The sequence below is a fragment of the Paenibacillus sp. SYP-B3998 genome, assembly GCF_010820665.1.
Taxonomy (GTDB): Bacteria; Bacillota; Bacilli; order Paenibacillales; family NBRC-103111; genus Paenibacillus_E.
This window is the reverse complement of record NZ_JAAIKC010000001.1, coordinates 405,134-426,825: the sequence shown is the minus strand read 5'-3', so window position 1 is coordinate 426,825 and position 21,692 is coordinate 405,134. Positions and strand designations below refer to the sequence as shown.

Below are 21,692 nucleotides of genomic sequence, written 5' to 3'. Positions count from 1 at the left end.
GACTACACTTCCCTCGTTTTATCAGGAATTATTGAGCAACTTCCTTATTCCAGCGATCAATCCATGATTTGAGGTGCTGGTTAACGAATTTCATATCCAATTTGCGCAGCTTATTGACGACGTCTGCGCCATAAGTAATCCCTTGAGCTTCTTCAGCCGAAAGCTGAAGCGTGGTGTTCACAGGTGAATCCACTTTCGCTTTAGCGGATTTCTCCTGCACTTCCTTGCTCAAATGCCAGTTGATGAAGTCTTCCGCCAACTGCTTATTTTTACTTCCTTTGATCACATTAACTGTATTCATGACGGCATAAGCCCCTTCTTGCGGAGCGACGAATTGTGTTTCCGGTACAGCCGCTTTCAGGTCCTTCACATACATTTCCATAATCGGTCCGGCAGCAATTTCTCCTTGGGCGAACATGTTGACGAATTCGGAAGTTTGGCCGTAGTATTTGACAACGCCTTTGTTCAGCTCTTTCACTTTAGCGAAAGCTTGATCTTCATTAAAGGCACTACTCCCAGCAACAAGCGAAGCTGCATCCAGGATCATTGGGCCTGTCGTCGAAGTAATGTTAGGCAGAGTAAGCTTCTTCGAAAGTTCAGGACTCCATAAATCGCTCCACGACTTGATCTCCTTGCCGGCAGTCTTCGGATTATAGGCAATGCCCAAGCGACCTATCGTGTACGCAGGACCGTAATCTTCGCCTAACGGCGCCTTCGCAACATCGTAAATGTCTTTTAAGTTAGGAATTCGACTGCGGTCGATCTTGTCGAACAGCCCTGCTTCAATGCCTTGTTGCGCGTAGTAGTCGGACAAATAAATAAGGTCTACGCTTGTATTGCTCTGCTTCACTTTGTTTAAGCGTTCTGAGTTGTTTCCTATCTCCAAAACAATCTTGACGTTATGCTCTTTCTCAAAAGGCGCATAAACTTCTTTCTTAAAGTAATCATCAGAGAAACCCCAAGTGGAAATAACTAATTGCTTAGTCTCTCCTTTAGGCGCAGTTGTCGCCGTACTTGGACTCTGATCCTTCGCTGGTGTTGTCCCACATCCTGTCAAAGCTAGTCCTACTACGGAAAGAGAAAGCAAACCTCGAACCATTATTTTTTTCATCTTTATTATCCTCCCAAGTTTAAAATATGTATGTTTTGAATCGTCAATCACCTGTTAAATTTATACTAGTATGCTTCCCACAGCTCCACTTATATGCGCGCCCTGCTTCTCTAGCTATAAAAAAGAAAAGTACCCTTGATAGAAATTGCTTTCTAACAAGAGCACTTTTCATTGTAAACAATGGAAAGAGACATCTGCGGATATACATGCAGTTTCCTCTTAAGATAGATCAAAAGAGAAACACCGCCTACTTGACTATTCGTTTTATTTAAGAATGATGTTCGTTATGGCCCACTGCGTCGGCGGATCGTAGTCTCTTAATACCGCTTCAATGTTGGATAAACCTAGTTCTTGCTCCAGCTTTTCGCGAATTCTCTTCTTGTAAATCGAAGACATATAGAAATCAACTTCGTGTTTAAGCGTAGGCGCCTCACCTTCTAAGGCAGAAGAACGCGGAGAACGACGGTGCTTGGCGTGAAAAGTAATAATGTTCGAATCCAGAGACACCTTCAATAGCGTTGTACCAAACCCGAACAATTCTTTGGAAATCTCATTATACAGGTGACACAGCTTCTTCTTATAATCATTCGTATCTGGCAAGGACATGAAATCACCTTCAAAGATAATAATCGACCTTTATTCATTAAAATCTATCCTAATAATACATAGGATTTCTGAATTAATCAAGTAAATCGTTCGTCTTTTTCTCTAAAATCAAGCATTATTATTCTATTCTACTTAAAAATCATCCTTTTTTCCGAATATATCCTTTTATGCTTGTCGTATGTTCTTCTTCAAATGCCAAAAAGAACAGAAATTCGGTTTAATTCCCAAAAGTATAAGCAGCAGCATGGCATCAGCTCTAAGCCATAAAATGAAGAAAAGAAGGCAGGGAGCTCCCCGCCTTTCTCTTCTTCATTTCACCTACTCTTCATCCAGCGATTCCGTTTCCGCAGCATAATAACCAGCGAAACTTCTGAGCCTGGGCTCCGCTGCCTGCTCCTTGACAAGCAACCGAATTCGCTTCGTGCGTATGGAGGGAAATCGGTCTATTTTCTTGTGACCAATCGCGCTTCCATTGGCTATTTCGACCCAATGTCCCTCTTGCTCAGCCTCTATGACATAAGCTAGAATACGTTCGCCATGTGCGATGTCTTCCATTGTAACCACATGATTGATTGCTGTTTCGCAAGTAAACACCAGTTCAATGAAGTCCCCACTTGCTGAAACAGAGCCTTTAGGCTGAGAAAATCTGCGCCTGATTTCTTTACCAAACTCCAGCACTCTTTGTACATCACATTCAGGAAGCAGTCCCCTGTTATCTGGTGCCACATTAAGCAGCAGAGTGGCTCCATGCCCAACTGAACGGTAGTAAACATCGAGTAATTGATCAAGGCTAAGCAGGCTATGTTCATCATTCGGATGCCAGAACCAGTGATTTTTTCGAATCGGAACATCACATTCGGCCGGCACCCATCTAGGCGTTTCTGGCAGCCACTGATTGGTGCTATTCGTAAACATACTGACCTTAGCCGTTTCGGCAGTGTTCCAGCATGGGTATTCAGCAACGCCATCTTCATTACCGGCCCAGCGTATCGTTGGCGCCCCCAGATTGAAAATCATCGCATCCGGTTGATGTTGTTTAACAAGTGAAATGATTCGCTTCCAATCATATTGCCTTCCCTCAGAGCCTGCTCCGTCAAACCAAACCTCAACAAGGGGACCATACTGAGTCAACAGCTCTATCAATTGCGCAGCGTAGAAGTCATCATAAGCCTGCGGGTCCGAATAACAAGCAGCATTGCGGTCCCATGGCGACACATAAATGCCAAAACCGATGTTTTCGCGCCTGCAAGCTTCCGCTGCTTCCCGAACAACATCCCCCCGACCTTCCTTCCATGACGTGGTCCTTACGGAATAGTCCGTCGTTTGGGTCGGCCAAAGACAGAAACCATCGTGATGCTTTGCCGTTAAGATAAAGTACTTAAACCCTACCTGTTTCGCCGTCTTTACCCACTGGCTCGCATCCAGCTCAGCAGGGTTGAATATGCTCACAGGCTCCGTCCCGTCACTCCACTCTTTATTGCAAAAAGTATTGATGCCAAAGTGGCAGAACATCCCCAGTTCCAAGTCCTGCCACTCCATTTGTTGTTTCGTCGGCTTTGCAAGCTCGTATCTTTCCATCCTGTACCTCTCCTAGTAAAACAATGATTAAGTCATAAATACTGGCAGATGGATAACTCTACGTTCAAGCCTTGATTGTTCCGCTGCAAAGGCCATCAAATGACTTTGCACCGCATGACTTGCTGCCGTTTTCCCAGTATGCGCTGTATCTTGCGCGATCAGCTTAACGAAATCGCGCATTAACCCATCATCGCCTCCGCCGTGGCCCACATGTCCTTGCGCTGTCCCTAACCGAATGAGCTCCTGCATCCCTGAACCGAAGTACGTGATCTCGATTTCATTCTTCTCCATCGAAGCGCGAATCTCACCTTTGGTTCCCATGAGCTTCAACGTACGGCTGCAATCATTTGTAAAACCCGTCATCGTAAAGGCCGCCGTCACCTCATTGGCGAATTCCATATTCACTACTTGATGATCGACAACATCATTATCGCAATGGTATACACATCGGCCATAAGGCCCTTCTTGAAGAGCTTTGTAGCGCGCTTCATAGCTCATATCTTCACAAATCGCTGCGGTCGGCCACTCGGTATTCGCAGTTAAATATTGCCTCGGTGCGTAATACGGACATTCATCGCTTACCGGACATCCGTCTAAACAACGAAGGGGTGCACCTGCAGGGGCATTCTCGGCTTTGAAATGCGTCAGTGCTCCAAAGGAGGCAATATTGACGCAGTCTGCACCTGCAAGCCAGAGCAGAATATCCAGATCATGGCATGATTTGGCCAGTATCATGGGACTGGATTCCTTCGTGTTCCTCCAATTTCCTCTCACAAAGCTGTGTGCTTGATGCCAGTAGCCCACATTTTCATTATGCTGGATCGAGATGAGTCTACCGATTTTGCCCCTATCCAACATGCTTTTGAGCAGCGAAAAAAAAGGCGTATAACGAAGAACATGGCAGATGGAAAATACTTTATTCCATTTATCGGCTTGCTCACCCAGTAAGATGCATGCCTCCGCAGTCGTGGACATTGGTTTTTCAAGCAGTACGTGATAATCTTTTTCCAGGGCTCTCATCGCAGGTTCGAGATGCATTTGATCCTGTGTGCAGATAACAACAGCATCTGCCAATTTGGGAACGTCCAGTAGACTCCTCCAATCGGAATGACAATGAGCGTCTTCAATGTGATGCCGCTTTTGAAAGCTGGCTCTTCTGCTTGGATTAGGCTCAGCAACTGCGACAACCTGCACCTCGTGTGGATGTTTCAAGGCATAATTGGCATAAATATCACCACGAAGGCCTGCCCCAATGATGGCTATTCTCTGTTTTCTCATTTTCCTCGCCTTCCTGCAACCACGATATGCATCCTTGAATCGGATCAAACGTGATCTTCGCTTGAATGATCTATCTTTTGGCTGATACTTGATTACGAGTCTAGAAACTTGTTTCTCCCATGAATCGGTATTGGCTTTCAACTCCTATTTTAATACGAGCTAAAACCTGCCAACCACTAGGATCATGACTTCCTATTAAGACGATGGTGACTTGTTGCTCAATCCTTCTATGAGGGAGCTTCCACTTCCCGCCGATAATGCTGGGGCGTCTTCGTACACACTTTTTTGAACATTTTGGAAAAGTACGAGAAATTGCTATAACCGAGCGATTTGGCAATGTCTGAAATCGGAATCGTCGAATTGCGAATAAGCTCTTTTGCTAGTTTCATGCGTTCATGCAAAATATAATCCGTAATGGATACGCCAGCCTCTCTTTTAAAAAGACGGGATAAGTAGGCCGGATTTAAATGTACATAAGCCGCAAGCTGCTCTCTAGTAACCGGTTCATTCAAATGATCAGCTATATAACATTGAAGCCTTTGAATGACAGAATCATTATCGTGCAAATAGCGGGTTATAATCGCAATGACTTGAAAGGCCCAAACTTGTAACTGCTCAAGCGAACGGGGGAAGGTTCCCTTCGGCATCTCCCCGTTCTCCTGCAATAACTCGTGGGCAGACAGCCCGTTTTTGTGCAAAATATAATGAATCATTTGTAAAAATCCTTGATAAAAAGCATGCAGTGCATTCGCGCCTAGTCGATGATCTGCCGCCAGCTCTGCGAAATATCGCTTGATTTCCTTCTCCATCTCTGCCCTTTTGCCTTGCTCAATAAGAATCGTCCACGCAGAAAACTCTGGCAGCTTGGGGATAACTAGGCTGCTATTGTAATTTTTGTACCAATAAACTTGATTTGATTTCTGTAAATTGTTATATTCCATCTCTAACAGCTGATTGTATGTCCCACGAACTTCATACAAAGCTGAGGCTTCACCGATGTAACAAGAGATCGTGCAGCTAAGCGATTGTTTGCAATACGCAATATAAGCTGCGCACCTTTGATGAATAAGCTCTTCTGGCTCTCTCTCGTCCTGCTCCATAAACAGCACTACGACATTGACACCCGATTTGGTTTGAATGACCTCTCCCTTAGCGCCAGTCAGCAGCAGCTCAGCGGCTGCTTTTCTCAGCGCATACTCTAACATCTCTTCATCATGACTGCTGAATTCTTGAAGCCATGCTTCCACACTAATAACAATAGGCAGAATCCGCACTTGAGGCGTTACAGGAAGTTCATACTCTTCAATTAAGCTGTCCACATTCTCCGGCGTTGCTAGCATCCTTTTCGTGAACAGATCACTCCAGAACTTATCGGCGATAAGCGTTTTTTTCTTTATCCAAAGCTCATAATACGGTTTATATTGTTCCCGAAGCTGGTACAGCTCTTGTTCTTGTTGAATGGACTGCAGCGCTTTCGCTACGGTCGATTGCAGGACATCAAATGCGATGGGCTTCAGCATGTAGTCAAAACTGTCTAACTGAACTGCTCTTTGAACAAAACCAAAATCAGCGTGCGCCGTAAGAAATATCGTCTCTGTCTCCGGTGAATGCTCATTCACCCACTCCAGCAATTCGATCCCCGTTCCTCTAGGCATCTCAATGTCACATATAAGAATATCAATGCTTGTCCGTTCAAAAATCTTAATCGCCTCGCGCATATTATATGCTTCGTACACGTCAGAAATCTGGAGATCCTTCCAGTTCAGCCCACTCTTAATTCCCATGACAGCATAGATTTCATCGTCCACAATGAGTGCTTTCCTGTTCATCGATATCCGCCTTTCCTACGACTCGTATGATTTAATTGAATTGCTCAAGGGTTCGAATTGGCATCAGAATCGTAACGTTTGCGCCGGAATCTGGCACATTATTGAAGAGTAAATTGGACTCTTGCCCAAAAATAAACTTTAATCGATGATACACATTCCATATGCCTAAATGATCGCCATTTTGCGTGGCAAAATAAAGTCCATTATGCAGTTCTGTCAACACTTCTTCTGAAAATCCGGCTCCATTATCGGAAATTACAATTTTCATCAGAGGCGAGTCTGGGACGGTTAGGATGCGAATGCTTATCTGAAAAGGATGCTCCATAAAATCAAAGCCATATTTCATACAATTTTCGATAAAAGGCTGAATCAGCAGTGGGGGAATACACACCTGTTCCAGTTCCTTCTCAATATCGAACGTGTACGTGATCCGCTCTGGAAAGCGAAGCTGCTGAATGTTAATATAACTTTCCATATGCTCCATTTCCTCAGCAATCGTTACGACATTACGATGAGTTTGCGTCGTAAACCGGAAATATTTCATCAGATTGAGGCACATCAATTGAATGATGTCGTATTTCTTAATCTGAGCGAGATTATAAACGATATTCATTGAATTCAATAAAAAATGGGGATTAATTTGCAGCTGCAAATGCTTTACTTCCGCTTTATGCGCTTTGATTTGTTCTTCATACACATTAATCTTAAGCTCGTGGATTTGCAGAGCCATATCGTTAAACGCTTCGTTAATGATCGTAAATTCTCTAGATTTGGACGGATGCAGACGAAATTTCCAGTCTCCTTGTTTAATTTTCCGCATCCCTTGAATTAAGTTGTTCAGCGGTCTTAGGATCATGTTATTCAAGTAAAATAAATAAAAGCAAAGCACGATAGCGGCCAGTACGGGAATGATGAAAATAATGCCTTGAAAATAGGTCAATTTCTGAAGCATTTTTCGCTCCGGAATGAAAGCGCTTAACAAAGTGTCCGTCCCTTTAATCGGATTCGTCACTACGATATATTTTTTCTCTTGAAGCTTAATTTGCTGGTACGAATCTCGTGGTTGAAAGCTGAATGAGGATCCCAATGAAAATTGGTTCATCATCTCTCTGTTGGCGATGATGTTTCCTTCCTGCGAGAGAAAGGAGGCATAACCCTCTTGGCCCAATTGAATCAAATCCAGTGGAATCATCAGGTTGCTCATTCGAACGGAAGCACCCAAATAATAGCCTTCCCCCGTATCGACCAAACGGACTAGAGCGTATTCATCCCCATATTTAATCGTCTTCCACATTTGAAAATAAGCGCTATCTGGCTTGATATCATTCAGTAGCTGTTCAATCGTAGATTGAATCGTAATCAGTTCATCATAAGATTTGGTTTTAATCAACGTATTAAACAAATCATGATTTTTAAGCGAATAAATAAACTGAAAATCAACACTGCTGTCAAAGCGATGATAACGGTTCAATTCGTTGATGATGCGCCCCTTGGTCAAAATATACTCAGTTGGATCATCAATAGTTCGTGAAAGTAAGGCAATATTCGGATCCTCGTAAGCTAAATTGTATAAAAAATTCGTTTCTCGATTAAGCTCCGCCTGAATTTGATTCGAATATAAGATAATCGCGTTTTTGTTCGATTCAGCAACTTGTTCTCTCACCGTGCTGGAAGCGTATAAGTTGTTATACATAAGCAAAATGACCAACGGGATGGCGATGGTCATGAACCCGATAATTAGTTTATAGCGAAGAGAACGTCTCATCTGTACACGAACTCCTATCGATAGATGATACTTAAAGTATAAAGATAACGTACAAAATAGGGAACCCTTCCCTTTATATATATTCTATAAAGGTACAAGATTCCCTATGAGGGAGATTACATTATTTTTGTGAAGCTGCCCACTCTTTCAATTGTTTTTCCACCTCAGCTTTCACCCGGTCGAAGCCAGCCGCTGCCCGCTTCTCTTTCCATTTAGCCATCGTCTTCTCCGCATCCACGGCTCCGGTGTAAAGAGATTTAAATTCGGTTTCCACGTTCGCTATCGAGGCTAATTCGGATTTCACAGGCTCTTGATTGAAAGAGAAACCAAGAAGAATCGAGCGCTCCGAGCGATCGTTAAATTCTTTGAAAAGCTTCCATTTGTTCGCGTCTTCGTTAGCGAATAAATAGGAATTGAATTGGTTACCGAACATCCAGCCGCCTGGGTTCGGATAAGTTTGCGTATCCGCCTTCATTCCCGGCGGGTAATCAATGATGGAGTCCGATTTCTTCACATAATGCTTGCCTTCCATGCCCCAATCCAGCAAATTTAACAATTTGGCATCTGTATATAACAGGTTCAGAAACATCATTGTTCTTGCCGGGTCTTTGGATGTGCGTGAAATTCCCAGCATCGCTCCTTGCGCATCGCCTGTTGTCGTGAACGGCTTGGCCGTTTCGATTTGGACAACTTCGGTTCCCGAGGTTAGGCTCATCTCTTTATCTTTGCCTGGTTTCAAGGAGGAGGCCACTGCAAAGCCCTTGCCTGCTTTGATCATGTTCATCGCTTGATCGATATCGGATGTCAGGACATCTTTATCAAACCAACCGCTCTTGTACCATTGGTTCATTCGTTTATAAAAATCGATGATCGTCGGGTCTTCTAACGTATCTACGAGTTTGATTTCTTTACTACCGCGAGGTACGGACAGACCTGCTACGATTCCATCATAGTTAGCTGCTTGCCAAATTTTCGAAAATTTACTGCTAATAATAGGCGTAACTCCCGGTTCTTTATCTTTGATTGTCTTAAACATCGCTTCGAGCTCGTCCATGGATTTGATCCCGTTCGTATCAAACTTATACTTATCCACTAAATTTTTATTTAATAGAAATCCAAAACCCTGGCCAAATTCTTTATTCGTAGGAAGGGCCATCAATTTACCGCCAATCCGAGAACCTTTGATAAAATCAGGGCCAAGAATACCCGGAATCTCTTTTCCGTACTTGGACATGAGGTCATCCAGCTCTAGATACTGCCCTTTCGCTGCATCACGCGGATAGTAGTACCAGCTCGCTGTAAACATCAGGTCGAACGGTTCATTGGATATTTTCATCAAATTCGTCTTATCATCCCATGACCCCCACTCGATCGGCTTCAGCTCAATCGTCGCATTGATTTTCTCCGTCAAGTATTTGCTCATTTCAGCTTGAACAAGAGCTAAGTCCTTGGGTGCGGAGCCTGGATAAACAAGTGTAATTTTGTAAGGAGACAACGTAGAGCCGGAATTTGTTATTGCGGATGAGGACGTCGGCTGGTTTGTTGCGGAAGCCCCCTCTTTTACAGAACTGCTGCAACCTGATAAAGTAACGACACTGCAAACCATCGTAGCCATAACAATCTTCAAAGCTTTTTCCATGGATAGTAAGTCCCCTCTCAATGTGTATGGCTATGTATGTAAGCGAAGCATAATTAACTTCGTTAGCCTTTGACCGCACCGCTGGTAATCCCGCTGATGTAATATTTTTGGAAGAAAGGGTAGGCCAGCAGCAAGGGACCGATACCGATAATGGCCAGCGCCATCCGAACGGTTTCTCTTGGCATCTTGGCCAGCAGCTCTCCCGCTTGGGCAGAGGTGTTTGATTTCATAATGAGGTATTGAATATTGGTAAGGGTTTTCGTCATTAAATATTGAATGTTATAAAGCGTCGGTTTGTCGATAAACAGCATGCAGTTATACCAGTCGTTCCAGTAAGCTAACGTTGTAAACAATCCGATTGTGGCCATGATGGGCAAGGAAAGCGGAACAATTATTTTATAAAAAATATGAAATTCGCTTGCCCCGTCCATCGTTGCCGATTCAATAACCGATTCAGGAATCGAATTGGAAAAGAAGCTTCGCATCAACAACACATTGAATGCGCTTAACAGCATACCTGGAATAATCATGGCTAACAGCGTATTTTTCATAGCAAAGAGCGTTACGAACGTCATGTACCAAGGTACCATGCCTCCGCTAAATACCATCGTAAAAAAGATGAAAAAACTGAGGCTGCGCCGGAATGGCAGCTCCATCCGAGATAGCGGATACGCCAAAAGCGTTGTGATGAATAAGCTTAACAATGTTCCAAGAATTGTGCATAGGATAGTAACCCCATAAGCTCTAGCGATTTCAGTGAAATCAAAAAATAAAAACTGATAGGCCGCAAAGCTGATTTTACTGGGAAATAACGAATAACCATTCAATTCAATCGAAGTTTCATCGGATATCGACACCATAAAAATAAGAACAAAAGGTAGTAATGATCCAATTGTAAATAACCAGAAGAAAATATGGATGCCCCATTGACCTATTTTGTTCTTGATGACCATCAAGCTCGCCCCTTTCTTAGAATAAGGCATCTTGTTTATTTATAAAACGTACAGCATAATTTGCAGCAAGGATGAGGATTAGACATACGAACGATTGATACAATCCAGCCGCAGACGACATCCCGATATCCCCCAGTTGTCCCATCGCCCTGTATACGAAGGTATCGATCGTATTCGTGGTCGAGATGAGCGCGCCAGTATTCATAGGCACCTGATAGAATAAGCCAAAATCTGAGCGAAGAATGCTGCTAACCGATAATAAGGTCATGGTCGTGATGATAGGAGCAATTAACGGTAAAGTGATCCGAGTCATCTGCCGCCACTTGTTAGCGCCATCAATTCTGGCAGCTTCATAATATTCTTTATCAATACCGATAATCGCTGCGAAATAAATAATCGATAAATAGCCAACGTTCTTCCAAGCATTCACAATAACAAGAATGTAAGGCCAGTAACCTGCTTCGCTATACCAGGAAATGGGATCCTTATGAAACCATTTCTCCATCAACCGATTGATCAGCCCACTTTCCATATTTAAGAAACTGTACACGAGATAGGCAACGATGACCATCGAAATAATGTGCGGCAGCAAGAAGGTGCTTTGGTAGAAACGCGAAATGACTTTGTCTTTGATTTCATTGATAAGGAGCGCCGCAAGCAATGCCAGCACCAGGTTAAGAAAGATAAATGCCACATTATACAGAATCGTGTTCCGTGTAATGATATAAGCGTCTGGCGAGTTAAATAGAAATTTAAAGTTATTCATCCCTACCCAATCACTGCCCCACATACCTTTAGCAAAATTAAAATTTTTAAAGGCAAGGATCAGTCCGTACATCGGAATATAATTGTTGATGAACAAATACAGTACCCCGGGCAGCGTCATTAGCAGCAGCCACTTGAACTTATTCAGCTTTCTGAGAAATACATGCTTTTTACGTATTGTAGTCGCATAACCTGTTTGCCTTGAAACCGTCCCTGATGCTTTCATGAGCCCACCCTTCCTGACTTGCAATCGCTTACAACATGATTATAATACAGCCTATAACCTGGCAACCACTAGGATCATGACTTCCTACTGCAACGATCGTGACTTGTTGTCCGAATGGGCGCTAGCGTTATTGACAGTGGAAATGGGACTCTTTATGCTAAAAACAAAATGACAAACTGATTGACGAGATAACGTATTTCGCAGTATCGCCTACGATTAGCGCCCAATGTTGGGGTTCTGTCCTACATGGCGTACTGCCGAATAAACATTTATTAAATAATGAAACCGCAGCAAAAGAGGTGTATCCAGCTGACTCCCCATATCCTTCCTTATTCCGTTTGGCAAGAGAAGCTTGGCCAACAGCTAAATTAGCCTCATTTACGAGCTGGTCGCCGATTAACCATGGCATTGTTGAGGACGGCTTGAATATCCATAAAGAATCACTCCCCGATCAACAGCTTGTAGCTTCGATTGAAAAGTATCTAACGGATAATCAGGATGTCAAACTATTGTTCATGCAGTTGGATGAGCCAGATGGATCTGGACATACGCATGGCTATGGTCCTGATTCTCCCGAGTACTTGAAAGCGATTACGACATGCGATCATCTATTTGGTCGAGTACTTGAATCGATAGAGAAATTAGGTCTTCTTGCCGACAGCCTTGTCATTCTCTTGACCGATCATGGCGGTGGGGGAGCAGATAAGTACAGTCACGGCAGCGATCATCCGATGGATAAACAAGTATTTTGGAGTTGTGTCGGTTCATCCATTGCGGCTGGTACTGAAATCAAACAATTGTCCCTTGTCGATACAGCTGCTATTGTCGCTTATGCATTAGGATTGCAGGCACCAGCCGTTTGGGATGCGAAATTACCCGACTCTCTGTTTGAGGTAACCATGAAGAAAGGTGTTGAGTAAATGAACTATCAAGTTTTTCATGCGTGTGAGTGGCTTTATCCCGATAGCGAAATAACCGATTCAGGCATGCGCAGCATCTCGATCTCAGCCGCTCGCGGATCTCGTGCAAGCTGCCAACTCTTGCTCCAATCGTTACCTGATGGAGCTTCTATTCAATGGGAGTACCGCTCCAATCAGGCCTCTCCTTCTGAGAATAATTGGATTCAGATTGAAATCTACCAAATGATTGATGTACTCGTAAACGAAAATACAGGACCTAAATATTCAACAATTCCTATAGGAACGCCCGCGGAGTATGTCACTCGACCTGCTCCATTTCGTGTCTATGATGCCTTGCAATCCGTGGGGCATGAATTCCTAGCGCATTCACATACAGAAGCGATCTATGTATGTTGGAACATCCCCACTTCAATGGATCCTGGAATCTACCAAGGAGATTTCATCGTGAAAGTTGGCGAAGAGCTTACGAGCATTGCTGTCTCATTAGAAGTTTTCCCTGCAACGCTTCCGCAGCAGGAAACGTTAGAAACGACCAATTGGCTGTCCAATAAGAATGTCGCTCAATATCACGGATTAGAAGAATGGTCTGAAGAGCACTGGACGATGCTTCGTCAATATGGCGAGGCCATGCGCCGGACGAGACAGACACATTTCTTAGTTGGCTTAGAGCTCATAACTATTCAAGAGGAGGACGGTCAGTATCTTTTTGAATTCTCCCGTGTGAAAAGATACATTGAGCTTTTCCTTGGGCTTGGGTTTAGATGGATCGAGGCGGGGCATATTGCCGGACGCACAGAGTGGGATGCTCCCTATTTTGTTCTTTCCTATAAGCAAGATATCCAAGCTACGAAATCTGAAGGGTACGCCTTCTTGTCCCAATTTCTTCCGGCATGGTACGCATTTTTGCAGCAAAACGATTGGTTGGAGTTAACGATTCAGCACGTAGCCGACGAACCGATTCTGGAGTCTGCCACTGATTTCCGCGTCTTATCCAGCATCGTTCGTAAGTTCATGCCGGGCATCCCGCTCATTGAAGCAATGATTTATCCCGAAATTGAAGGATCGATCGACATCTGGGTCCCTACGAATGAAGGGTATGACCAGCACCGAGAACATTTTGAACGTCTTGCCCAGCTTGGGGAAACGGTATGGTTCTACACCTGTTGGAATCCTGGGGGACACTATTTAAATCGCTTCCTGGATGTTTCATTATTAAAAACGCGTTATTTGCACTGGGGCAATTATAAGTATGGCTTGAAGGGATACCTGCACTGGGGATTCAATCAGTATTTGGACAATCAAAACCCATTTGAATTAACTTGTCCGTATCTCGCGCCAGGCGTACATGCCAAACGAGTTCCCTCAGGCGATACCCATATTGTGTATCCAGGCTCTGACGGGCCCATGCTTAGCATGCGCTTAGAAGCTATGAGAGCCGGCGTCGAAGATTATGAACTGTTCCAACTGCTTGCGACACATAACCAACCATTGGCAGATGAAATCCTCAATTCCTGTATGAAAAGCTTTACAGAGGTGAACGTCGATATAACAACTTTTCATCAAGCACACCGTCGCCTTTTGGAAAGTTTATCGCGATATGGCTATAAGGATTCCTCCTTGGAGGTAAGGGAATTATGAAAAAGCAGCTAAAATTTCGTGAGGATGCCACATTTAAGATCGTCCAATTCGCTGACGCAGAGTTCTGTCACAGTGAAGATGCAGATGAAATCAAAATGAAAGCCATGATGCAGCGTATCTTGGAGTCGGAAAAGCCAGACCTCGTCGTCTACACGGGAGACGTTATCGCTAGCGGCAGCAGTTCAGATGCCGTGCAAGCTTTTCGCAATGCCGTATCCGTTCCTGACCAGATGCAAATTCCGTGGGCAGTCGTCTTCGGCAATCATGACTCCGAAGCGGCGAACCTGACCCGGGAGCAGCTGCATGCCTTACAACTGGCACATCCGTTTTGTTATGCCAAACCTGATCCTCCGCAAGTCAGCGGAGTTGGTAATTACGTTCTGACGATTCATGATCGGTACAATGATCCTGCCGCAGCGCTTTATTTTCTGGATTCAGGCAGCTATTCCCCGCTTGAATACCTGAGGTTGGGCTTCTACGACTGGATTCGGAGAAGCCAAATCAATTGGTACGTGGAACAATCGTACCGTTTAACAACAGAAAATGGAGGACAACCGTTGCCCTCGCTAGCCTTCTTTCATATTCCATTACCAGAGTATAATGAGATTTGGGATATGAGCGTGTGCTATGGACAAAAGCAAGACTCCTATTGCTCTGCACCTTGGATAAATACGGGGTTTTTCGCAGCTATGGTGGAAATGGGTGACATCATGGGAACCTTTGTCGGTCATGATCACGGAAATGATTTCTGGGGAACTTTGCACGGTATTCGGTTGTGTTATGGCCGGACCACGCGCAATGCTTATCTGAATCGCCCCTTCTTGACAGGGGCAAGAATAATTCAGCTAACGGAAGGCCAACGCGATTTCGACTCTTGGCTTCATCTTGAAGACGGAACCCTCTTAAAGAACCAGCCTGCGCATCTGCCCGAAGGACGAACACCGAAAACATTCAGGCCAACGGAGGCCATCTAGGATCAGACTAAAATTTGCAAAAAAACCGAGGAGCCCCTTACGGCCCCTCGGTTCTAAGCTTCCCAAAATCTATGATAATAACGTATTCGCCTGTTTGATTGTCTCTTCAACGATTTCTCCTGCCGTTTGTCCAGATGTCAGCAAGCTTGTAGCTTGTCCTGCCCATAAGGACATATAATCTGCGTTACTTTGAGCAGCCCTCTCGCAGGTCGACCTGAGAACGCCTTCGTTAACACGGTGCTCTCTTCCGTACTTTCCAGCAGTGCCTGCTTGTAAGCGAGGTGTGCCCCTGAGCAAGCCCGCGTCCATCCATAATGCCTCCTGCAGCGATGACGGGAATCTTCACATGGCCAGCACTTTGCGGCACTAATGCAAATGTACCAATATTGGCGCCCATGGGATGAGCTGATACATCAAATGTTCCCCGATGCCCCCCGCCTCGCTTCCTTGAGCAACAAGTGCATCGCAGCCTGCTTGCTCAGCCACAATTGCCTCACGAACCGTCGTCACCATCGTCACAACTAGAGGCCAGCCGAGTGGGCCAGTCGCATGAACGGTTCTGGAAGAACGCCGAACGCCGTGCTAATGACCGGCACCTTTTCGTCCACTAACAAATAAATTAACTGCAAAAGGAGCATTCGTTAGCAATCGAATTTCTCGGATCGCTTCACGGATTGCAGCAGGCTCCATGTAAGCAGCCATCAATTTCGCTGTTGAAGGACCTCCCGCCATGCTAGAAAGATTGGATAGCGGATATTAAATAGTCGACAAACAGCTGTCTCAAGTTGTATGCTCATCCTTCTTCACCTCTTGGAATGTTTTCCGCAAGCTTATAGGGTTGACTATCCTTGCTTATCGGATCTGTTCACTTTTCGCAAAATTTTTCTTAGAATTTGATTAAACTCGTTTCTGTGAGTATAACCGAGTACAACAAAATTCCCAAACCCAACCCAACGGATTTCATTCGGAAAATCCCTTATGCACAAATAGATAACTACGAACAGCATACCTACAACGACCTGAAGGCCGTCCGCATCGGTAGATGTCGGCTTATTTGGGATGATGACTTTCGTGAGACCTAGTAAAAGCGCAAGAATCAGCGCATACACAAGCGCGACTTCAAATTGTGTTAACGCACTCCATACGCCAAAAGTGACTGCAATCGCCTTCCCCCCTTTACCTTTAAGGAAAGGTGAATAGACATGACCGATAATAGGAGCTATGGCAAGCGGAACGATTTCGTAACCGTTGACACTGCTACTTAGCCCTATTAGGATCAGATAGCCTTTTAAAAAATCAAGGAGAATGCCGACAATCCCCCACTTATAGCCTGCAGCCCGCCACAAATTCGAAGCTCCCGGATTTCCATCGCCAACGTTCTTAATATTAGTACGAGCGATAAGACCAAGCCAATAAGAAAACATCAAAGATCCCGATACAAAGGCACAAACTGTCCACAGAATAATCATAGGTCCCGTCTGCCCCTTACTTTGATGTGTCTGCCTTTCCAAGAAACATGCCCCAAAAAAACAACCTGATAGACGGAATAAAACATGACGAAAATAAAAAACAAGGTTGAAAGGATATGGAAAATCGGCATGAAGATACCAAAAATGCCTATATACTTAACGAAGTACAGGCATTGAAGCGTATAAAGGAGATAGCCAATGATTAAGGGGATAAACCACGATGTGTTGATAAAAAATAAGGCGCTTTCCGCAACGATCAGCCCAGCAACCCAAATCGCAATCAGTATGATTGTGTAAACGTTCAACGTGGATGTGCTTAGGACAGCTCCTTTGCCGAAGCCTTGAATCTCACTTTTGATGCCCTGTGGGTACATCCGAAAGGAAACCAAATCATACCCGATGAAATTGGTTACTTGGATTCCGGCTTCCATATATTTCGCTCCTAGACTCAAATCATCCAACACTTCAGACTTGATGCTTTCGTGGCCAGTGATTTTTTCATAATCCTTCCTTGTCGTTAGGATACAGGAGCCATAGAGTCCTTTTTTAGGATTTTTCTTCTCAAAAGGCGACATAAACGTAAACACGCCAAGAAAGTTGAAAATGAGCGCAAGTCTTTCAAACCACTTTTCAGTATGATGGAAAGGAACGACGGAAATGACTCCACTCGCTCCATCCCTCGCCTTAATCAACGACTCCAAAGCGCGTGGGGCCAACCTTATATCCGCATCAAGAAAAGCAAGAAGTTCACCCGAAGCCTGTAAATAGCCGTTCCATACCGCCCAGTTCTTACCTGTCCAGCCCTGGGGAAGACTCGGATTCGCAATGACCTTGACCCCATAGCTTTCCGCTATCTCCTTCGTTTGATCGTCCGAACAATCATCCACAACGATGATCTCATAGGGTTGAATCGTTTGTGCTTGAAGAGAATGGAGAAGATTGGGTAAATTGTGTTGTTCATTTCTTGCCGGAATAATGACGGACAACCTCGCTTTGTTCAGACAAGGTTCATCGCTGACCAACACCTTATTTTTTCTAAATAGCATGTATCCAGCCAAACATCCGACCACAAATAAACCGATAATCCCCATCTACTGAACCTCCCCTTCGCTTCCAGTTAAACCTTGGATGAAAGTGCTGACATCACAAGTTGGGGCTCCTCAGGCTGTAATAGTATATATGAACCATTCTTTCCTTTTATTTTGGAATTTGATAACTAACTTTTGCAGGACCAGCGAAGTCGTTCAATCCTCCCTTATGCTCTCGTTGATAAGGATTTATGATGAATGAGACTGCGAAACTTCATAAAACTAACCAACCGCCAAACCGTTACATAACTCAAAGTGATTAAATTACACATAAATCCCAACGTACTTGGATCGATAAGCTTATAATTCGCAACAAACACGAACCGTAAGGCAAAGATGACGATTAGAAGGACAAACACGATTCTGCTGCGTTTAATGAACAGTTCTCCATTTCCCCTAATTTCAAAATTCGTTGTTAAAATAAGCGGGACGGAAATAACCAAGCCTAACAAAAGCGAAATGATGACTTGCTCTCTCTGTATATGCATCGTTGGATCTAATAATTGAAACAAGGAGGTGGAGATGTATAAAATCGGCAGTAACAAAGGAATTCCTGACTTTTTAAGCGGCTTTTGCATCCCGCGCAATTGTCCCCGCATGATTAAGAAAAAGATAAGTATTGAGATTACCAAAGATACTGTGGCATTCATTTTTTAAACACTCCTTCGTACGTTTATAAATGAATTATCGCTAATTAGGTGAGATGAAAGTAGTGAAAGAAGTAATGATACGTCGGTGACTTATGTCATTTTCAATCTTTGCTCACCTATTTAACACAAAAAAGAGACCCACGGCTATTAGCCCATGGGTCTACTTCCATCTATTTTTTAAGTAATTCCTTCTTCTTTTAGTAATCTCATAATTAAAGGTAAAGAATGTAAGATTTGATCATCCATTTTAAAGTCAGCTATAGCTAAATCAACCTTGCTTGCATGATTATCTTTAAATATATGTAGTAAAACAGTATCTTGCTCAATAATCGCGTAAACAGCTAATAAAATGATATGATCCTTTCTAACTTTACTTTTTAAAATGTTAACATAGACTCTTTTCTCTTCTTCAATATCTTGTAAAAAAGGATTTTGAGGTACGTATGCTTTCATAATGAAGTGATATACGGTTTTAAACATATACGCGAAGTGGTTTAAATCCAAAGGTTCTTTAACTTTACTGCTGAATTCAGCTTTTACAAGTAAGAAATCAGCATCAGTTATAAACGTAGAACTACCGGTGGAAGACAGAGCTTCTACGAATTTATCTATTTCAGTAAGATTTTTGGAAACATCAGGGTTATGGCGTACCCAGGCCTTTACTTGGCCCATCAAATACTCATATCGATTTTGATTAAACTGCATTCTACTTACAGAATCTTGATCCCTTAATGCCTTTTGTTGCATAAAAATGGTGGTGATTACACCGACAAAAGCCAATCCCGAAAATACGGTATTTAGTGCCCCGAACGAATCACCAAATACTCCACTTGATTCCCATCCACCCCATGTGCCATCAGAGCTAAAATTCATATGCTTATTTATCCATGCTCCATAAGCAAAGCTTGTAGCAATGACTACCGATCCAATACCACCAAAAATAATAAGCCATTTATACTTCATGCGAATTCTTTCCTTTCTACAACAAATATAGACCCACGGTAATTGAACCATGAGTCTACTATTTCATTTGGATTTCGTCTCAGACGCAACACTTTCCGGCCTAGATAAGAGTAAATTCAACGCGATAGCAGTCAAAGACCCAGAAACAATGCCGTTTTGCAGCAGCATTTTGGCGAAATTCGGCAGTTGATCAAACATTTGCGGAAGGGTAGCTGAACCGAGACCGACAGCAATGCTGCAAGCCACAATGAGTAGATTATCTCCTTTACGAAGGTCAACCTCCGAAAGAATGGCTATCCCCGATGCGGCAACCGATCCGAACATGACAATCATCGCGCCGCCAAGCACAGCATTCGGAATTACTGTGGTTAATGCAGCAAGCTTAGGCAGTAAGCCCAAAACAACCATAATGCTCCCAGCAGCGAAAATTACATTTCGGGTTTTAACGCGCGTTAATGTGATCAATCCGACATTTTGTGAAAAAGCGGTATAAGGAAACGCATTGAAGATCCCGCCAAGCATAATCGCGATACCTTCAGAGCGCAAACCATTCACAATCTGTTTCTGCTCAACCTTTTGTTCAATCGCCTTTCCAACTGCGAAATAAACGCCTGTTGACTCAACCATACTAACGATGTTAACAATAATCATCGTGATGATTGCTGTGATACTAATTTGAGGGATTCCAAAATAGAATGGCTGTGCAATGCTTACCCATGACGCGTCCAATACGGGTGAGAAATGAACGATGCCCATCGCGTACCCGGCTAACGTTCCGACAACTAACCCGACGAGCACAGAAATGGAGCGTAAGAAGCCTGTTGCCACACGGTTGATTACTAAAATAACAATCAGCGTAAGAAGCGCCAGAAGTAAATTTCTCGGTTGACCGAAATCAGCGCTACCTTGACCTCCGGCTGCATTGTTCATGGCTACTGGAATCAATGAAAGTCCGATAATTGTCACCACTGCCCCCGTCACAATCGTAGGGAAGAACTTCAGCAATTTCCCATAAAGTGGTGCTGCAAGGACAACAAACAGGCCAGAAATAATAATAGCTCCATATGCTGTCGCTAAATTCGAAGTGGAAGCAATGGCAATGATCGGACCTACCGCCGTAAAGGTACAGCCCAAAATAACTGGCAGCCTGCTGCCAAAAAACCTCGTACCCATTATTTGTAAAATCGTAGCGATTCCACAGGTAAATAAATCAGCTGCAATGAGATACGCCATTTGAGCGCCTGTTAACTTAAGCGCTCCCCCAACGATAAGAGGCACGATGACGGCTCCGGCATACATGGCAAGCACATGTTGAAAGCCTAACGTGAATACTTTCTGTTTACTTAACATCTTGGCTTCTCCCTCAAGCGTGATGAACGATACGATCGTTGTCTATAAAATGAACCTCACCCGGCGACATGGAAGCAATGCGAGCCAAGGAATGGACACGCACGCCTTTTTCTTCTAACAGGCTGCGTCCCTCTTGAAAGCTTTTTTCGATAACGCAACCGACACCCATAAGCTCGGCTCCCGATTGCCCGACGATATCAACTAGTCCCACAAGCGCCGCGCCTGTCGCCAGAAAATCATCTACAATCAGCACTTTATCATTTGCGTTAAGATATTTTGCCGAGATGCTAACCTGATAAGTTTCCTGACGGGTAAACGAATGCACAGAGGCCGCATATACACGCTCAGTGAGCGTAACGGCTTTTTTCTTCTTTGCATAAATAAAAGGAACATGCAGGGCAATCCCTGTCGCCATCGCGAACTGAATGCCGCTAGCCTCAATTGTTAATACTTTTGTGATGCCATGATTGTCAAAAATTCGTCCAAACTCCCGCCCTATCTCCAACGCAAGCTCGGTATCCACCTGATGATTCAAGAAGGAATCTACCTTCAAAACCGTACCAGACAGGATCAATCCCTCTTGCCGTATGCGTTCTTCAAGTACTTTCATTTTACGTTTATCGCTCCTTCTCCAAATAAAAAAAGGACAGATTCCTTGAGTCAATCTCTCAAGTGAAGCTGTCCTTCTGGGCTTTTTCCCCTTATGGTGTAACACAAAAAAGTGCCTGCATCGCTTGGACCAGTCCTTCTTTCTCTCTTGGAAAAAAACGGAACCCTAGATGCACTTTCACTCATAGTCGGTCGATTAAAATGGTCGTCCGGTAGAAACTAGTGGGCCGTATCCCCACAATTATACGAGTCTATGAAGTTTTTACTTTGTATATCGTACA

Annotated in this window: 18 protein-coding genes, 1 pseudogene and 1 riboswitch; of the genes and pseudogenes, 3 read left to right on the top strand and 16 right to left on the bottom strand. The window is 43.9% G+C overall.

Going from position 1 to position 21,692, the window contains the following annotated elements; genetic code table 11:
- Window positions 1–28 precede the first annotated feature (28 nt).
- The 9 genes from GK047_RS01885 to GK047_RS01845 all read right to left on the bottom strand — a co-directional run bounded on the left by GK047_RS01885 (window position 29) and on the right by GK047_RS01845 (window position 11,645).
- Window positions 29–1,111, bottom strand: a complete 1,083-nt coding sequence (locus tag GK047_RS01885; RefSeq protein WP_163940527.1) for an ABC transporter substrate-binding protein — start codon at window positions 1,109–1,111, stop codon at window positions 29–31.
- A gap of 264 nt (window positions 1,112–1,375) precedes the next feature.
- Window positions 1,376–1,717, bottom strand: a complete 342-nt coding sequence (locus GK047_RS01880; protein ID WP_163940525.1) for a DUF2294 domain-containing protein — start codon at window positions 1,715–1,717, stop codon at window positions 1,376–1,378.
- A 318-nt stretch (window positions 1,718–2,035) separates the two neighbouring features.
- Complete coding sequence (locus GK047_RS01875; protein WP_163940523.1) at window positions 2,036–3,295, bottom strand: alpha-L-fucosidase; 1,260 nt, start codon at window positions 3,293–3,295, stop codon at window positions 2,036–2,038.
- A 27-nt stretch (window positions 3,296–3,322) separates the two neighbouring features.
- The gene (locus GK047_RS01870; RefSeq protein WP_163940521.1) at window positions 3,323–4,573 is read right to left on the bottom strand and encodes a Gfo/Idh/MocA family protein; all 1,251 of its coding nucleotides are present in this window, start codon (window positions 4,571–4,573) and stop codon (window positions 3,323–3,325) included.
- A 227-nt stretch (window positions 4,574–4,800) separates the two neighbouring features.
- Entirely contained in the window at window positions 4,801–6,402 is a 1,602-nt protein-coding gene (locus GK047_RS01865) for a response regulator transcription factor (protein ID WP_163940519.1), read from the bottom strand.
- Window positions 6,403–6,433: 31 nt separating this feature from the next.
- Window positions 6,434–8,167 (bottom strand): sensor histidine kinase, encoded by a 1,734-nt coding sequence (locus tag GK047_RS01860; protein WP_163940517.1) that lies wholly within the window; start codon window positions 8,165–8,167, stop codon window positions 6,434–6,436.
- A 121-nt stretch (window positions 8,168–8,288) separates the two neighbouring features.
- Window positions 8,289–9,806, bottom strand: a complete 1,518-nt coding sequence (locus GK047_RS01855) for an ABC transporter substrate-binding protein (protein WP_163940515.1) — start codon at window positions 9,804–9,806, stop codon at window positions 8,289–8,291.
- A 62-nt stretch (window positions 9,807–9,868) separates the two neighbouring features.
- Window positions 9,869–10,759, bottom strand: coding sequence for a carbohydrate ABC transporter permease (locus GK047_RS01850; RefSeq protein ID WP_163940513.1), 891 nt, complete (start codon window positions 10,757–10,759; stop codon window positions 9,869–9,871).
- 16 nt (window positions 10,760–10,775) lie between these two features.
- Window positions 10,776–11,645, bottom strand: coding sequence for an ABC transporter permease (locus GK047_RS01845; protein ID WP_481855939.1), 870 nt, complete (start codon window positions 11,643–11,645; stop codon window positions 10,776–10,778).
- A 404-nt stretch (window positions 11,646–12,049) separates the two neighbouring features.
- On the opposite strand from GK047_RS01845, the gene GK047_RS01840 reads away from it, so the two are divergent.
- From GK047_RS01840 to GK047_RS01830, 3 genes are read left to right on the top strand one after another with little or no spacing between them, the layout of a single operon-like run.
- The gene (locus GK047_RS01840; RefSeq protein ID WP_163940509.1) at window positions 12,050–12,670 is read left to right on the top strand and encodes an alkaline phosphatase family protein; all 621 of its coding nucleotides are present in this window, start codon (window positions 12,050–12,052) and stop codon (window positions 12,668–12,670) included.
- Window positions 12,671–14,308 (top strand): DUF4091 domain-containing protein, encoded by a 1,638-nt coding sequence (locus GK047_RS01835; RefSeq protein WP_163940507.1) that lies wholly within the window; start codon window positions 12,671–12,673, stop codon window positions 14,306–14,308. It begins immediately after the preceding gene.
- Window positions 14,305–15,282 (top strand): metallophosphoesterase family protein, encoded by a 978-nt coding sequence (locus tag GK047_RS01830; RefSeq protein ID WP_163940505.1) that lies wholly within the window; start codon window positions 14,305–14,307, stop codon window positions 15,280–15,282. The genes GK047_RS01835 and GK047_RS01830 overlap by 4 nt, the downstream gene beginning before the upstream one ends.
- A 69-nt stretch (window positions 15,283–15,351) precedes the next feature.
- On the opposite strand, the pseudogene GK047_RS01825 reads toward GK047_RS01830, so the two are convergent.
- The 7 genes and pseudogenes from GK047_RS01825 to GK047_RS01795 form a co-directional block, all read right to left on the bottom strand.
- Window positions 15,352–16,079, bottom strand: a pseudogene (locus GK047_RS01825) (NAD(P)H-dependent flavin oxidoreductase).
- Between the two features lie 45 nt (window positions 16,080–16,124).
- The gene (locus GK047_RS01820) at window positions 16,125–16,751 is read right to left on the bottom strand and encodes a glycerol-3-phosphate acyltransferase (protein ID WP_163940503.1); all 627 of its coding nucleotides are present in this window, start codon (window positions 16,749–16,751) and stop codon (window positions 16,125–16,127) included.
- The gene (locus GK047_RS01815; RefSeq protein WP_163940501.1) at window positions 16,748–17,842 is read right to left on the bottom strand and encodes a glycosyltransferase family 2 protein; all 1,095 of its coding nucleotides are present in this window, start codon (window positions 17,840–17,842) and stop codon (window positions 16,748–16,750) included. The genes GK047_RS01820 and GK047_RS01815 overlap by 4 nt, the downstream gene beginning before the upstream one ends.
- 164 nt (window positions 17,843–18,006) lie before the next feature.
- Window positions 18,007–18,489: a CcdC protein domain-containing protein gene (locus tag GK047_RS01810; protein ID WP_163940499.1), complete on the bottom strand. Its 483-nt coding sequence runs from the start codon at window positions 18,487–18,489 to the stop codon at window positions 18,007–18,009.
- Window positions 18,490–18,666: 177 nt separating this feature from the next.
- Window positions 18,667–19,452 carry a hypothetical protein gene (locus GK047_RS01805; RefSeq protein WP_163940497.1) on the bottom strand — a complete coding sequence of 262 codons (786 nt, stop codon included), beginning with the start codon at window positions 19,450–19,452 and terminating at the stop codon, window positions 18,667–18,669.
- 63 nt (window positions 19,453–19,515) lie between these two features.
- Window positions 19,516–20,802, bottom strand: coding sequence for a nucleobase:cation symporter-2 family protein (locus tag GK047_RS01800; protein WP_163940495.1), 1,287 nt, complete (start codon window positions 20,800–20,802; stop codon window positions 19,516–19,518).
- 13 nt (window positions 20,803–20,815) lie between these two features.
- Window positions 20,816–21,412, bottom strand: a complete 597-nt coding sequence (locus GK047_RS01795; protein ID WP_163940493.1) for a xanthine phosphoribosyltransferase — start codon at window positions 21,410–21,412, stop codon at window positions 20,816–20,818.
- Between the two features lie 164 nt (window positions 21,413–21,576).
- A riboswitch (purine riboswitch) is annotated at window positions 21,577–21,680 on the bottom strand.
- Between the last annotated feature and the right edge of the window lie 12 nt (window positions 21,681–21,692).